At 66.4% G+C, this 13,987-nt stretch carries 14 protein-coding genes; 5 read left to right on the top strand and 9 right to left on the bottom strand.

The window, feature by feature from the left end:
* Window positions 1-36: 36 nt before the first annotated feature.
* The 3 genes from ACQQ2N_RS04395 to ACQQ2N_RS04405 all read right to left on the bottom strand — a co-directional run bounded on the left by ACQQ2N_RS04395 (window position 37) and on the right by ACQQ2N_RS04405 (window position 4,280).
* Window positions 37-906 carry a transporter gene (locus tag ACQQ2N_RS04395; protein WP_440224466.1) on the bottom strand — a complete coding sequence of 290 codons (870 nt, stop codon included), beginning with the start codon at window positions 904-906 and terminating at the stop codon, window positions 37-39.
* A 73-nt stretch (window positions 907-979) separates the two neighbouring features.
* Window positions 980-3,190, bottom strand: a complete 2,211-nt coding sequence (locus tag ACQQ2N_RS04400) for a PQQ-dependent dehydrogenase, methanol/ethanol family (RefSeq protein WP_440224467.1) — start codon at window positions 3,188-3,190, stop codon at window positions 980-982.
* A 469-nt stretch (window positions 3,191-3,659) separates the two neighbouring features.
* Entirely contained in the window at window positions 3,660-4,280 is a 621-nt protein-coding gene (locus ACQQ2N_RS04405; protein WP_440224468.1) for a TetR/AcrR family transcriptional regulator, read from the bottom strand.
* Window positions 4,281-4,370: 90 nt separating this feature from the next.
* Here ACQQ2N_RS04405 and ACQQ2N_RS04410 point away from each other — a divergent pair, with 90 nt between their 5' ends.
* From ACQQ2N_RS04410 to ACQQ2N_RS04425, 4 genes are read left to right on the top strand one after another with little or no spacing between them, the layout of a single operon-like run.
* Entirely contained in the window at window positions 4,371-5,978 is a 1,608-nt protein-coding gene (locus ACQQ2N_RS04410) for a carboxyl transferase domain-containing protein (protein WP_440224469.1), read from the top strand.
* Between the two features lie 7 nt (window positions 5,979-5,985).
* Window positions 5,986-6,783, top strand: a complete 798-nt coding sequence (locus tag ACQQ2N_RS04415; RefSeq protein ID WP_440224470.1) for an enoyl-CoA hydratase/isomerase family protein — start codon at window positions 5,986-5,988, stop codon at window positions 6,781-6,783.
* A 2-nt stretch (window positions 6,784-6,785) separates the two neighbouring features.
* The gene (locus ACQQ2N_RS04420) at window positions 6,786-8,774 is read left to right on the top strand and encodes an acetyl/propionyl/methylcrotonyl-CoA carboxylase subunit alpha (RefSeq protein WP_440224471.1); all 1,989 of its coding nucleotides are present in this window, start codon (window positions 6,786-6,788) and stop codon (window positions 8,772-8,774) included.
* Window positions 8,771-9,703, top strand: a complete 933-nt coding sequence (locus tag ACQQ2N_RS04425; RefSeq protein ID WP_440224472.1) for a hydroxymethylglutaryl-CoA lyase — start codon at window positions 8,771-8,773, stop codon at window positions 9,701-9,703. The genes ACQQ2N_RS04420 and ACQQ2N_RS04425 overlap by 4 nt, the downstream gene beginning before the upstream one ends.
* 407 nt (window positions 9,704-10,110) lie before the next feature.
* On the opposite strand, the gene ACQQ2N_RS04430 is transcribed toward ACQQ2N_RS04425, so the two are convergent.
* The 6 genes from ACQQ2N_RS04430 to ACQQ2N_RS04455 all read right to left on the bottom strand — a co-directional run bounded on the left by ACQQ2N_RS04430 (window position 10,111) and on the right by ACQQ2N_RS04455 (window position 13,151).
* Window positions 10,111-10,521 (bottom strand): CBS domain-containing protein, encoded by a 411-nt coding sequence (locus ACQQ2N_RS04430; RefSeq protein WP_440224473.1) that lies wholly within the window; start codon window positions 10,519-10,521, stop codon window positions 10,111-10,113.
* 81 nt (window positions 10,522-10,602) lie between these two features.
* Window positions 10,603-10,800, bottom strand: a complete 198-nt coding sequence (locus tag ACQQ2N_RS04435; protein WP_440222832.1) for a CsbD family protein — start codon at window positions 10,798-10,800, stop codon at window positions 10,603-10,605.
* Between the two features lie 53 nt (window positions 10,801-10,853).
* Window positions 10,854-11,378 (bottom strand): hypothetical protein, encoded by a 525-nt coding sequence (locus tag ACQQ2N_RS04440; protein ID WP_440224474.1) that lies wholly within the window; start codon window positions 11,376-11,378, stop codon window positions 10,854-10,856.
* A gap of 29 nt (window positions 11,379-11,407) precedes the next feature.
* A complete protein-coding gene (locus ACQQ2N_RS04445) occupies window positions 11,408-11,773 on the bottom strand; it encodes a BON domain-containing protein (RefSeq protein ID WP_440224475.1) in 366 nt (121 codons plus the stop codon).
* Between the two features lie 664 nt (window positions 11,774-12,437).
* Complete coding sequence (locus tag ACQQ2N_RS04450; protein WP_440224476.1) at window positions 12,438-12,662, bottom strand: hypothetical protein; 225 nt, start codon at window positions 12,660-12,662, stop codon at window positions 12,438-12,440.
* A 318-nt stretch (window positions 12,663-12,980) separates the two neighbouring features.
* Window positions 12,981-13,151: a hypothetical protein gene (locus ACQQ2N_RS04455; RefSeq protein ID WP_440224477.1), complete on the bottom strand. Its 171-nt coding sequence runs from the start codon at window positions 13,149-13,151 to the stop codon at window positions 12,981-12,983.
* Window positions 13,152-13,312: 161 nt separating this feature from the next.
* On the opposite strand from ACQQ2N_RS04455, the gene ACQQ2N_RS04460 reads away from it, so the two are divergent.
* A complete protein-coding gene (locus ACQQ2N_RS04460) occupies window positions 13,313-13,495 on the top strand; it encodes a hypothetical protein (RefSeq protein ID WP_440224478.1) in 183 nt (60 codons plus the stop codon).
* The last annotated feature ends 492 nt before the right edge of the window (window positions 13,496-13,987 follow it).

The following is a 13,987-nucleotide window of genomic DNA, read 5'->3' on the forward strand; positions in this document are numbered from 1 at the left end:
ACGCGCGGCGCGCCGGCATGGTCCGATGGTCGTGACTCACATCGGCAGGACGAAGCGCACGTTCAACGAATCGCCGGCGGGACGATTCTTGCCGTCGATCGCATGCGCCCAGTGCAGGCCGAAACTGCCTTTGCGGAGATGGAACAGCATGCCGGCGATCAGGTCGGTCTCGCTGTTCGCGAGGTTGATCGACGAGGCCTTCTGGTAGGCATAGGCGGCGCCGACGTACGGCTCGATGAGCGACGTGGCGCGGTATCCGAACAGGTGCTCGGTCGACCAGCCCTTGCCGGCGGTCGCATCCGCGCGCGTCGACTCGCGCGGGTAGTCCCAGATCACGTCACCGGTGTAATTGAACTTGCCGAGCTGCACGTCCATGAAGACGGAGTTCGTCACCTTCCAGCTGTCGCCGCCGCCGACGCTGCTGTCGCCGACCGGTACCTGGAACAGCAGGTCGGTGCCGATCGTCACGTTCTCGCTGAGCTTGTAGTAGATGTACGGCGCGATGATCGGATCGCCGATGCCGCTGACCGACGTGTTGGCGGTGCGATCGCGCACGCTGCTCACCGGCAGGATCACTTCCCACGCATAGCCGAAGTCCGGGTTGCTATCGAGCGTCCAGGCCTGCGAGAACTTGAAGAGGTTCACGAGCGCGCTGGTGCGGTTGGCATCGACCTCGTCACCGCGCGCATCGAACGCACGGTCGGCGTTCTCCAGGTAGGAGTAGAAGACGAACACGTCGAAGCGATCGGGGATGTTGCCCGGGAGCGCGTACTCGTGCGGGCCGATGAAGCTGCGGCCCGTGGCCGCCTCGACCGCCGGCGCAGCGGCAAGGCCAGCGAGCAGGGAGAGGCCGAGCAGACTCGGCAGCGCGTGCGCGCGCCGGCGGATCTCACGTTGGATGGTCATGCGGGATGTCCTCGATGGTCGGTCCGGCCGCCGCGCCACGGGGCGCGGCGGCGGTCACGTCTGTGGGGTCGACTCAGGGATTGGCCTTCTCGGCGGCATTGCCCGCGGCGCGCGCGGCCTGCTCGGCGTCTTCGTCGGCCTTGAGTTGCTTGGCGCGATCGACGAGATAGGCGCGCAAGGCCTCGACGTCTTCGCGGCTCATGCGATCGGCGAAGCTCACCATGCCGCGGCTCTCGAGGATGCCGTCGTGCACGACCGAGGCGAACGCGTCCTTGTGCAGCAGCATCGGCGAGCGGCGCAGGTCGGGCACGACCTCGTCGTTGGTGTAGGTGCCGTAGCCGTGGCAGGCCACGCAGTTGCCGTAGAACGCGGCACCCTTGGCGACGAGCTCCGGTGCGAAGGTCTCGTCCGGAACCTGGGCGGGGCGATGGGCGCGCTGGTACGGCGGCAGCGTGCCCTTGCCGTCGAGCTTGAACACGAGCACGCGACCGATGCCTGCACGCGGGTTCTTCATGTGCGGGATCTGCAGGCCCGCCGATCCGCCGAGGCCGGCGAGCACGGCGACGTACTGCGTGCCGTCGATCTCGTAACTCATCGCGCCGGCGATGATGCCGATGCGGCCGTCGTAGCTCCACACTTCCTTGCCGGTGTCGGCGGCGTAGGCGTGGAAGATGCCGTCCGGCGTGCCCTGGAAGACGAGGTTGCCTGCGGTGGCGAGCGTGCCGCCCGCACCGATCGACGGATACGAGACCCGCCACACTTCCTTCTGCGCGGCGGGATCCCAGGCGATCAGGTCGCCGCGGAAACTCTGCGTGATGCTGAGGCGATCCGCCTCGTCACGCGGCGCGAGCGTCGGATGCCCGGAGATGTTGGCGAGGTTCCAGGCGCCGTTGAGCGGGTTGTACTTGAAGTTGGGATCGTGCTTGTAGCCGAACGAACCCTGCTGCGCCGGAATGTAGACCAGCCCGGTCTTCGGGCTGTACGCCATCGGCGGCCAGTTGTGCGCACCGAACGCGCCGGGAATCGCGAGGAAGTCGCCGCCGGTCTTCGAGTAGCGCGCCGCCGGATACTCGATCGGACGGCCGGTCTCGAGATCCACGCCGGCGGCCCAGTTGATCGGCATGAAGTTCTTCGCCGAGAGCAGCTTGCCGTTGCTGCGGTCGAGCACGTAGAAGAAGCCGTTCTTCGGCGCCTGCATCGCGACCTTGGTGCGCTTGCCGCCGACGTCGAGTTCGGTCAGCACGATCGGCTGCGTTGCGGTGAAGTCCCACTCCTCGGCGGGCGTCGACTGGTAGTGCCACTTGTAGGCACCCGTCTTCGCATCGACCGCGACGATCGACGAGATGAACAGGTTGTCGCCGACGCCGCCCGAACGCGCCACGTAGCTCCACGGCGTACCGTTGCCGGTGCCGATCAGCAGCTGGTCGTAGTCCTTGTCATAGACGAGCGCATCCCACGCGGTGCCGCCACCGCCGGTCTGCTTCCACCATCCGTCGCCCCAGCTCTTGAGTCCGATCTCCTTGTGGATCTTGTCGGAAGCTGCGCCGTCGGGTTTCCCCTCGGGATTGGGCGTGATGTAGAAGCGCCACGCGAGCTTGCCGGTGTCCGCCGAGTAGGCCGACACGTAGCCGCGCACGCCGAACTCGGCGCCGCCGTTGCCGATGAACACGAGGCCATTCGATACACGCGGCGCGCCGGTGATCGTGTAGCTGCGCGTGACGTCGGTGGTCTGCGTTTCCCAGACCGGCTTGCCCGTCTTCGCGTCGATCGCGATCAGGCGGCCATCGTAGGTACCGACGTAGATGCGTCCCTTCCACGCGGCGACGCCGCGGTTGACGATGTCGCAGCATCCGTCCGGGGCCTTCTTGCCGGGCACTTTCGGATCGAAGAACCACAGCTGCTTTCCGGTCGCGGCGTCGTAGGCATAGACCTTCGACCACGCCGTGCTGGTGTATAGCACGCCGTCGATCACCAGCGGCGTCGCCTGCTGCCCGCGATTGGTATCGAACTCGCCGTACCAGGCGAGGCCGAGGCGCTCGACGTTCGAGGTGTCGATCTTCGCGAGCGGGCTGTAGTGCTGCTCGTCGGTGTTGCCACCGCGTGTCAGCCAGGTGCCCGGCTCGCTCGCGGACCCGACCAGGCGCTTCTGGTCGACATTCGCCGCGGAGCGATCGGCCGCGAACGCGGCGATCGGCATCGCCGTGACGATCGACAGCGCGAGCGCGATGACGCGCGAAGGAATGCCGGATTTCGTCGTGGAACGGTGCAACGACAATCTGCTCATGTACTGCCCCTCCCGTTGTTTTCCTGCCACCGGTGGACCGGTGGCGCCTGCCTGCGCAGCCTCATCGTCGTGAGGCTGCGCGGTGGGAACACCTGCTCGCCTGCTCTCGATCACCGACGACGGCGCGAACGCGGGCAAGCCGACACCTGCCGGCCAGAAATCGGCCGGAGCTGCTTCGAACACTTCGGATGACATCCGCCTGCCGTGATCGACACCCGGCAAGGGCGACGACCGGTTCGGCGCGGAGGAGTCAGCGGATACGCACCCGCCGGCTCATGAACCTGACGACTGCTTCATCGATGCCTGCCTCTTCACGCGGATGTCGTGCTGCAAACCTGGCGTTCCGCGCCACCTGCGAATCCTGTGCGCCGACGTGCAGCGCGGACCGATGGTATGCCGATCGACGCATCGCATCGGCGCCCTGCAGAGGTACAGTTCGGGCAAACAGTCTTGCGCCCTGCACAACGAATCAGCGTCCGGTGCGCGTACTCGCGCCGACCGCACGGCAGCAGAAGTCGACGATTTCGCCGACGAGTCTCGTCTTGCTGATGCGTCCTGCGAGCGGCGTGACCGGTCGCGCCAGGGCCTCGGTAAAGGCGCCGACGATGCAGGCTGCACTGACGTTGGCGGACTGTTCGGGGAACTCGCCCGAGGCCACGCCCTGGCGCACAACCTCCTTGAAAACGCTGCCGAACTCGCGTCGACAGACCAGGCGCGCGGCTTCCACTTCGGGATCGACCGGCTCGATGATGAAGGCGTACGCGAGCCACGGCCCGCTCAGCGCGCGGCGCGCGAACGACTCGACCGCCGCGGCCAGGCGATCCGGTGCCGTCGCAGGCCTGGCGATGATCGCGCGCAGGATCGCGCACTCGCGCTGCACTGCATCAGTCAGCAGTTCGACGAAGAGATCCGACTTCGACGGGAAGTAGCGGTACACGGCACCGGTGGACATGTCCGCCGCGCCAGCGACCGCCACGATCGAGGCTTCGCGGAAGCCGCCTTGCGCCACGAGCGAGCGCGCGGCGGACAGGATGCGGTTGCGGTTTTCCTCGAGTCGCTGCTGCACACGCGGGGAACGTCGGTAGGCCATGGGGATATCATCCGGTCGAAAGAGTGAACTAAGATTCACTTTTTAGGCGGCACGCCTCCGCGTGCCCGTGAACCCGAACGGTAGCCCATCATGTCCACGATCCGCAGCAAGCTGCGCACCGATTCCGACGAGTTCCGCGCCAATGCCGCCGCGCTGCGTGCGCAGGTCGACCAGTTGCGCGAGTCGACGCGCAGCGTATCCCTCGGCGGCAGCGAGGCCGCGCGCGCCAAGCACATCGCACGCGGCAAGCTGCTGGCCCGCGACCGCATCGACACCTTGCTCGATCCGGGCACGCCGTTCCTCGAGCTGTCGCCGCTGGCCGCACACGGCATGTACGGTGGTGAGGTGCCGAGCGCGGGCGTGGTCGCCGGTGTCGGCAGCATCGAGGGACGCGAGTGCGTCATCGTCGCGAACGACGCGACGGTCAAGGGTGGCACCTACTACCCGATGACGGTCAAGAAGCACCTGCGCGCACAGGAAGTCGCGCTGCAGAACCGCCTGCCGTGCGTCTACCTCGTCGACTCCGGCGGCGCGTTCCTGCCGATGCAGGACGAGGTGTTCCCCGACAAGGAGCACTTCGGCCGCATCTTCTACAACCAGGCCAACCTCTCCGCGCTCGGCATTCCGCAGATCGCCTGCGTGATGGGCTCGTGCACGGCCGGCGGTGCCTACGTGCCGGCGATGTCGGACGAGACGGTCATCGTCCGGAACCAGGGCACGATCTTCCTCGGCGGTCCGCCACTCGTGAAGGCCGCGACCGGCGAAGTCGTCAATGCCGAGGATCTCGGCGGTGCCGACGTGCACACGCGGATCTCCGGCGTGGCCGACCACCTCGCCGAGAACGACCATCACGCGCTCGCGCTCGTACGCCGCTGCGTCGCCCAGCTGAACATCCGCAAGCAGATCGGGCTCGACATGCGCACGCCCGAGGCGCCGCTGTACGACCCCGAAGAGCTGTACGGCGTGATTCCTGCGGACCCGAGGAAGCCCTACGACGTGCGCGAGGTGATCGCGCGCATGGTCGATGGTTCGCGCCTCGACGAGTTCAAGGCACGCTACGGCACCACGCTGGTCACCGGTTTCGCCCACATCGACGGCCATCCGGTCGGCATCGTCGCCAACAACGGCATCCTGTTCGGCGAGAGCGCGCAGAAGGGCGCGCACTTCATCCAGCTGTGCGGGCAACGCGGCATCCCGCTGGTGTTCCTGCAGAACATCACCGGCTTCATGGTCGGCCGCAAGTACGAGAACGGCGGCATCGCCAAGGACGGCGCGAAGATGGTCACGGCGGTGTCGACCGTGCAGGTGCCGAAGTTCACGGTGCTGATCGGCGGCTCGTACGGCGCCGGCAACTACGGCATGTGCGGACGCGCCTACTCGCCGCGCTTCCTGTGGACCTGGCCGAACTCGCGCATCTCCGTCATGGGCGGCGAACAGGCCGCGAACGTGCTGGCCACCGTGCGACGCGACGGACTCGAAGCGAAGGGCGTCGCCTGGAGCGCGGAGGAAGAGGAAGCGTTCAAGGCGCCCACGCGCGAACAGTTCGAGGCGCAAAGCCATCCCTACTACGCCAGCGCGCGCCTGTGGGATGACGGCGTGGTCGATCCGGCGCAGACGCGCCGCGTGCTCGCACTGGGCCTCTCGGCTTCGCTCAATGCCCCGATTCCGCCGACGCGCTTCGGCGTGTTCCGCATGTGAGGTTGCGATGAACGACACCCTGATCCAGATCGAACACGCCGGTCCCGTCGCCACGCTGTGGCTGGACCGTCCGACCGTGCACAACGCCTTCGACGAGCACCTGATCGGCGCGATCACCGACGGCCTGCGCGCACTCGAGGACGACGACCGCGTGCGCGTGGTCGTCCTCGCCGGGCGCGGCAAGAGTTTCTGCGCAGGCGGCGACCTCGCATGGATGCGGCGCATGGCCGGCTTCAGCGAGGCCGAGAACCTGGCCGATGCGGGCCGTCTCGCCGAGATGCTGCGGACCCTGGCCGAGCTGTCGAAGCCGACCATCGCACGCGTGCACGGTGCCGCGCTCGCCGGCGGCACCGGCCTCGTCGCCGCCTGCGACATCGCCGTCGCGAGCGAGCACGCGAGTTTCGGTACCACCGAAGTGCGTCTCGGCCTCGTGCCGGCGACGATCGGCCCCTACGTCATCCGCGCGATCGGCGCGCGCGCGGCACAGCGCTACTTCCTGAGCGGCGAGCGCATCGATGCGCGCGAAGCCTTGCGGCTCAACCTCGTCCACGAGCTGTGCACGGCCGACGAGCTCGATGCGCGCGTCGCCTCGATCGCGCAGGCCTTGCTGGCGGGATCGCCGGACGCGCTGCACGCGTGCAAGCAACTGGTCGCCGCGCTGATGAACCAGCCGCTGTCGCCGCAGCTGATCGACGACACCTGTCGACGCATTGCCATCGCGCGCGCGAGCGCCGATGCACGCGAAGGCATCGCCGCGTTCTTCGACAAGCGCAAGCCCGCCTGGACCACCGAAGGAACACCCTGACCATGTTCACCCGGATCCTCATCGCCAATCGCGGCGAAATCGCCTGCCGGATCATCCGCAGCTGCCGGCGCCTCGGCATTCACAGCGTGGCCGTGTACTCCGAGGCCGATGCCAAGGCGCGCCACGTGCGCCTCGCGGACGAAGCGTTCTGCATCGGCCCGGCCGCTTCGCGCGAGAGTTACCTGCGCGCCGACCGCATCATCGAAGCCGCACGCGCCGCGGGCGCGCAGGCGATCCATCCCGGCTACGGCTTCCTCTCGGAGAACGAAGCCTTCGCCGAAGCCTGCGCGGCCGCGGGCATCGTCTTCATCGGCCCGCCCGTCGCGGCGATCCGCGCGATGGGATCGAAGTCCGCCGCCAAGTCGCTCATGGAGAAGGCCGGCGTGCCGCTGGTGCCGGGCTACCACGGCGACGAGCAGTCGCCCGCGTTCCTGCGCGCGCAGGCCGAGGGCATCGGTTATCCGGTGCTGATCAAGGCCGCCGCGGGCGGTGGCGGCAAAGGCATGCGTGTGGTCGAGCGCGATGCAGACTTCGACGCCGCGCTCGCGAGTTGCCAGCGCGAAGCGAGTGCCTCGTTCGGCGACCAGCACGTGCTGATCGAGAAGTACCTGACGAGCCCGCGCCACATCGAGATCCAGGTGTTCGGCGATACGCACGGCGAGGTCATCCACCTCAACGAACGCGACTGCTCGGCGCAGCGCCGCCACCAGAAGGTCGTCGAGGAAGCCCCCGCGCCGGGCATGGATCCCGCGCGACGCGTGGCCATGGGCAAGGCGGCCTGCGATGCCGCACGCGCGGTCGGCTACGTCGGCGCCGGAACGGTCGAGTTCATCGTCGATGCCGACGGTTCGTTCTACTTCATGGAAATGAACACGCGCCTGCAGGTCGAACATCCCGTCACCGAGATGATCACCGGCCTCGACCTCGTCGAGTGGCAGCTCCGCATCGCCTCGGGCGAGCGCCTTCCGCTCACCCAGGACGAGGTGCCCCTTCGCGGCCACTCGATCGAGGTGCGCGTCTACGCCGAGGAGCCCGAGAAGGACTTCCTGCCGTCGATCGGCACACTGGTGCATTTCTCCCCGCCCGTGGAATCGTCCGCGCTGCGCATCGACACCGGCGTGGAACAAGGCGACGCGATCAGCCCGTACTACGATCCGATGATCGCCAAGCTCATCGTGCACGACGACACGCGCGAGCGTGCGATCGAACGTCTTTTGCTCGCGCTCCGCTCGTTCCGCATCGTCGGCGTCGGCAACAACCTCGGCTTCCTCGCACGCCTGATCGACCATCCCGTGTTCCGCGCCGGCGAGGTCGACACGGGCCTCATCGCGCGCGAGAGCGAGCGTCTGCTCAAGCCGCCCGCGACGGTGCCCGATGCCGTGTTCATCGCCGCCGCGCTGCGTATCGTCACCAGCGACGCGAATCGACTGATCGCGGATGCGAACGCTTCCACCGATCCACGCTCGCCGTGGTCGGCCACCGATGGCTGGCGACTCAACGGCGCGCTCGAGCGGCCGCTCGAGTTCCGTTACGGCGAACAGGAGCGCCGCGTCACCGTGACACGCCGGGGCAAGGGCTGGCTCATCGATGGCGTGGCCGTGCAGGTCGAGTCCGACGACGAGCATGGCATCCGCTGCCGCATCGGCGACCGCACCGCGAGCTACGTCGCGATTCCGTTCGGCGAGCGCATGCACGTGTTCGACGGCAACGCCCACTACGCGCTCGACGTGATCGATCGACTTGCACATGCCGGCGAGGACGACCACCCGCAAGGCGGACTCGTCGCCGCCATGCCGGGAAGGATCATCGCGCTGCTGGCCGAGCCCGGCGTGACCGTGGACAAGGATGCGCCGTTGCTGGTCATGGAAGCGATGAAGATGGAGTACACCGTGCGCGCGCCGGCGAAAGGCGTCGTGAAGGGCTTCCACTACCAGGTCGGCGACCAGGTCGCCGACGGTGCGACCCTCGTCGATTTCGAGGCTGCCGCATGAACTCGCCGTTCGCCGGGCAGAAGGTGCGCATCGTCGAGGTCGGCCCGCGCGACGGCCTGCAGAACGAAGCCGCGATCGTGCCGGCTGCGGTCAAGCTCGCGTTGATCGAACGGCTCGCCGCAACCGGACTGACCCACATCGAAGCGACCGCCTTCGTCTCGCCGAAGTGGGTGCCGCAGATGGCCGACCATGTCGAGGTGATGCACGCGCTGCCGAGGGCCGGCGCGGTGCGCTACTCGGCGCTGACACCGAACCTCAAGGGATTCGAAGCCGCGCTCGCCGCCGGCGCGGAAGAAGTCGCGGTGTTCGGTGCAGCGTCGGAAGCGTTCTCGCAGAAGAACATCAACTGCTCGATCGCCGAAAGCCTGCGGCGCTTCGAGGACGTCATGCGCGCGGCACAGTCCGCAGGCATTCCGGTACGCGGCTACGTGTCCTGCGTGCTCGGCTGCCCCTACCAGGGCGAGGTGCCGCCCGCGGCGGTGGCGGACGCCGCGGCGCGGTTGCACGACATGGGCTGCCACGAGGTGTCGCTCGGCGACACGATCGGCGTCGGCACACCCGAGAAGACCAAGCGCATGCTCGAGGCCGTGTTGGCCTCGGTGCCGGCCACGCGACTCGCTGGCCACTTCCACGACACCTACGCCCAGGCCCTCGGCAACATCTACGCCTCGCTGCAGATGGGCCTGCGCTGCTTCGACAGCTCGGTCGCCGGCCTCGGCGGCTGCCCCTACGCGGACGGCGCCGCCGGCAACGTCGCGAGCGAAGACCTCGTCTACCTGCTCGACGGCCTCGGCATCGAGACCGGCATCGATCTCGACGCGCTCGCCGACGCCGGCGATTTCATCTGCGGCGTACTCGGGCAGCCCTCCCGCTCGCGCGTGGCCCAGGCTGTGATGGCGAAGCGCGTCAGAGCGGCGGCTGTGGCGTAACCGCTGCGGGCGACGCAATGCAGGATCAGCGGCTGGACGACGGCCGAGTCGAGGGTCACGCCGCACGCACGGTACCTAGCCGACGACCGACTACCGCGAACGAATCGCGGCTGCTGAGCGGAGCACGATGCACAGGGAGCTCGCGCGACGCCGATGCAGACGTGCGCGGCATGCTCGGCATGGCGGTCAGCGGTTCCGGTGATCACGAGCGCTGGCATATGCCTGCTCACCGAGACCGATCAAACGCAGTGTGCGCGACGCGCCTCGCGAATGCTTTGCACCCGTCGCCGCAATGCACGGGTGTCGAGCGTGGCCGTACCAGTCTGGGCTGACTTGGCTTCACCATAGGGCCCCAGCAACTCCACCGAACAGCTGAGCAACGGGCATGAATCGGACGTGCGCCCTAGTCAATGAGGCGTGGCGATAGACTCGAGGAACTCGCGCTTCGCTTCTCCATCGCGGGTCTGGGTCAGGTTGGCGAGCGACACCATGCCTACCAATCGCTCCTTTCGATCGAGCACGGGAAGCCTCCTGACCTCGAGACTCGCCATGGTGCGCGCCACTGCCTCCGCGTCCTCGTCGTCGTAGCAGAACTTCACGTCGGCCGACATGAACCGATCGACCGTGCCGTCGGTCTTCCCGTCCGCGACCGCACGGATGACGATGTCCCGATCGGTCAGCATGCCGACAAGCTTCTGGCCGCTTCGCACTGGAAGGGAACCGATGTCAGCGTCACGCATCATGCGAGCGGCGGCACGGATGTCCTCAGCCACGTCGATGACATGCGCGTCTTTGGTCATGATGTCGCGGATCTTCATGTGAGCGTCCTCGTTCGGTAACTGCGCTTGGTGGAATGCGAACGTGCGAAGGGGCTGCAGTAGCAGCCCCTTCGCATCGGCTTACAGCGTGCCTTCGAAGTCGCGCACGTGCTTCTCCGCCTCATCCTTGGCGTAGCCGTAGCGCTCCTGGATCTTGCCGGCGAGGTACTCGCGGTTGCCTTCGGCAACCTTGAGATCGTCGTCGGTCAGCTTGCCCCACTTCTCCTTGATCGTGCCGGAAAGCTGCTTCCACTTGCCCTTGATGCGATCTTCGTTCATGGCGGTACTCCAGGCGTGGTGCGAACTAGGCGCACAAGGTCATTGGGTCGGGATCAGGCCTTGGGAGCGCTGGCTTCCGAGCCCGTCGAAATGTCGTCGGCGTTGTGGCGCTTGAAGATGTCCTTCGCGACGTCACGCTGCTTGCCGTCCTCGGTGTGGACCGACAGCAGGATGTTTCCGCTACGGACCTTCTCCTCGTAGCGCTTGGCTTCGAACTCGGGGATACCCATACCCACGAGTGCGCCAATCACGCCGCCCGCGGCGCCACCGACAGCGCCGCCCGCCAGCGCGGCCATGATCGGGCCGGCAGCGATCAGCGGGCCGACGCCCGGAATGGCAAGCGCACCGATGCCGGCAAGCCAGCCCAACGCCGCTCCGACGCCGAGGCCCGCAGCACCACCGGCCGTCGCGCCTTCAGGCGCCTTGGTGTTGTGCTCATGCGCGAAGTCCTTGGTCGTGCGCTTGTCCGGCAGAAGCGCCGAGATGTCATTGCTCGTGAAGCCGGACGCCTTGAGGTCGGCGATGATGAGCTCGGCTTGGTCGACGGTGCGGGCAGTGCAGTACACGGAAGCTTTCATGTGGATCTCCTGCGAATCGAAGGGTTGAATCAGGGCGTATCGAGGGCGATCTGGTTGGTCACGCGCTTCACGCCCGCCACGCGGCTGACGATGCTTTCGACGCGCGCCTTGTCGTCCGCCGAAGCGACGGTGCCGCGCAGCGTCACGTGACCGCCTGCAGCCACCATCGTCACGTTCTTCGCGGAGGTCGAGAGTGATTCGTCGTCGACGATCGCCGATCGAACGGCTGCGGCGAGATCGATGTCCGCCTGGTTATTCTGCTGATCGAGAGCCGTCACGCCCTTTTCGGCGGCGTGCTTCGTGGTCTTCGCATCCTGCGCGGGCGGATCGGCGGCAATGGCCAAGCCGACAGCGCTGGCGCTCGCCAAGGCGAGGCCGATAAGAGTGAGCTTCATGGGGGTGATCCTTAGAGTCCGTGGAAGCCATGGTGGCCTCCGGGGTGCAGCGAGTAGGCCACTCCTCGGATGAACATGAGCCCGCTTCCACATGACCGACGCTGGTGCCATTCAGGCACGCTGTCCGTGTGGCGCTGATCGCAGCGAATGCGACAACGCATGGATGTGGAAAACGTCTCGTCGAACGAACTGTGCGCGCTTTGCATGCACCTGAAGGTATCGCTGTGAACGCCGAGACTGCTGCTCATTACGGCATGCGGTCCCGCCCCCGCAGGGCCGTCGTCCTTCAGCCTCAGGTGTGGGGTGAAGTGCGATCGTCTGAGCTCACGAGGAGAAGCGCGATGTGGCTTAGTGCGGTCATGCCTGATAGGTCGACGTTCGAGACGCTGTCGTCTGCCTTGCGCGCCGAGTCTGCGCACTGCGTGCGGACTCAAGGTCTCGGACCATGCGTCATGGTGTGCGCCGAACGTTTGGAGGTTGTGTGGAACGAGCCGGCCTTGGCGATGCTCAACAGCATCATGGTTCTGGAGAATGTCGAGGAACTGTCCGGTCCGATGCGTGAAGGACTCGTCCTCCTCTCGGCATGACGTGTCGAGCCAATCACCGCAGGGCCATGCCTGGTTTATCACGCTCCTAAGGGCGGGAGTTCTTCGAAGTGTCCTTATCAGCGTGGTTGAACGCCGTCATCACGGACGAAGCCTAGCTCGCCAGCGCCTTGAAACAATGAGAATCCGGGCACTGCCCCATCGACGACGTTGTTGAACTGGATGAAGATTCCGGATGATGCGTGTGAAAACGTCTGCTCGCTGATCGGCTCGAGCGCGAACTCGTCCTGCCCGGCCGCACTTGCAATCAGCCCGCCTTCCAATCTTCGTACTGCCATCCCCATGTCGATCTCCTTGCACGTGTAGGTGCCGGGGTACCGCGAACACTTCGCTGCTCGTCCAGCGACAGGTAGGCCTGATGCATCGGCGTGCCCTCGATCGCACGCCAGGCATCACCGACCACAAGAAATTTCCGCTCGATCTCAACGCTCAAAGCCTTCGCTTCATGGATGTGATGTTGGGCCGACGATAGCTTCCCGTTCCCACGGGGGGCGATGCGCTGACTTCGGGGGTGCTCAAGTAGCCTGCAGCGGCGCGCGTGCGACGTCGTGAGGCGATCGCTGCGGCGAGCGTAGGAGAGTTCCTACGGCAAATCGCCCAGATCAGAACCGCATGTTGCGGATGAAGTCTTTCACCATCTCGGCCACCGTCTGGTCGAGCTCTTCGACGGAAGCGTAGGTCACGCGACCATCGGACAGACGAATCGGTGTAGCTGACGGGCCGTGCCACAACTGGATGCTCGTCACCTCGAGCCTACCGTCGGAGATCTTCACTCCGTCTGCCTGCCATCGGGCGCCATCGACATCGCCCTCGCGCCTGACGGGCTCCCCGTTCAACCCTTCGCTCATCGCTCGGCCCCATGGTGGAGAGCCTATTCTATTCCAAGGCAGGGGCACCCCTTACCCCGGGTTCACACGCCGGGGCGCGATAGTCGTTGACCGACAAGTCGTCGGCATCCACGGAGATCGTCATGGGAAATCAAAATCAGTCTGGCCAGGGCCAGCCGCAGGATCCGAAGCAGCAGGATCCGAAGGACAACGGCACGGGCACGCCCAAGAGCGACCCTCAGCCGACGCCCGGCAAGAACGCCGATCAGCAGCGTAACGGCGGCAACTGAAGTCCGTAGTACCTGACTGATCAGGTACGAACCGAGGGACGGGGAGGACGCTTCCCGCCTTTCCAATCGCTGCACAGAGTGACCTCATCGATCGTCCGTACTGAAGCAGGCGTCCCCATGTTGTCTCGACCGAACGAAGGTGAGTGGGTGTGGGTGGAGCTGCACGTCGAGGAGTTCGTCTGGGCACAATTCCGGATACGAACGAACGGAGGAACCTTTACAGAGGTCGGTCATCGATCGATACCCGCCATCGACGTCATAGGGTGGACACGTAGCCTCCCGCAGCCCTTGCGCGCGCCGGATCTCGGCGAAGTCTTCATGTAGGGGCACACGCGCACTACTCGCGCAGGCCGGGACATCTAGATATCGCGCCCCCTTCTTCGCGTCTGTCGCAACTTCGCATCGCGAAGCTCGTTCAGTGCCACAAGGTGCGGCCTCAGGGCTTGGAGGCCGTGCACGAAGCTGGCCACGGCACTGTCGAACTCGAGCATG

Origin of the sequence: Dokdonella aquatica (assembly GCF_051987395.1) — a bacterium.
Taxonomy (GTDB): domain Bacteria; phylum Pseudomonadota; class Gammaproteobacteria; order Xanthomonadales; family Rhodanobacteraceae; genus Dokdonella.

Coding starts and splice junctions, on each gene's coding strand:
- ACQQ2N_RS04435 (WP_440222832.1), bottom strand. CDS start 10,800: ATGAACGAAGATCGCATCAAGGGCAAGTGGAAGCAGCTTTCCGGCACG.
- ACQQ2N_RS04405 (WP_440224468.1), bottom strand. CDS start 4,280: ATGGCCTACCGACGTTCCCCGCGTGTGCAGCAGCGACTCGAGGAAAAC.
- ACQQ2N_RS04440 (WP_440224474.1), bottom strand. CDS start 11,378: ATGAAAGCTTCCGTGTACTGCACTGCCCGCACCGTCGACCAAGCCGAG.
- ACQQ2N_RS04430 (WP_440224473.1), bottom strand. CDS start 10,521: ATGAAGATCCGCGACATCATGACCAAAGACGCGCATGTCATCGACGTG.
- ACQQ2N_RS04450 (WP_440224476.1), bottom strand. CDS start 12,662: ATGGGGATGGCAGTACGAAGATTGGAAGGCGGGCTGATTGCAAGTGCG.
- ACQQ2N_RS04395 (WP_440224466.1), bottom strand. CDS start 906: ATGACCATCCAACGTGAGATCCGCCGGCGCGCGCACGCGCTGCCGAGT.
- ACQQ2N_RS04420 (WP_440224471.1), top strand. CDS start 6,786: ATGTTCACCCGGATCCTCATCGCCAATCGCGGCGAAATCGCCTGCCGG.
- ACQQ2N_RS04425 (WP_440224472.1), top strand. CDS start 8,771: ATGAACTCGCCGTTCGCCGGGCAGAAGGTGCGCATCGTCGAGGTCGGC.
- ACQQ2N_RS04445 (WP_440224475.1), bottom strand. CDS start 11,773: ATGAAGCTCACTCTTATCGGCCTCGCCTTGGCGAGCGCCAGCGCTGTC.
- ACQQ2N_RS04400 (WP_440224467.1), bottom strand. CDS start 3,190: ATGAGCAGATTGTCGTTGCACCGTTCCACGACGAAATCCGGCATTCCT.
- ACQQ2N_RS04415 (WP_440224470.1), top strand. CDS start 5,986: ATGAACGACACCCTGATCCAGATCGAACACGCCGGTCCCGTCGCCACG.
- ACQQ2N_RS04410 (WP_440224469.1), top strand. CDS start 4,371: ATGTCCACGATCCGCAGCAAGCTGCGCACCGATTCCGACGAGTTCCGC.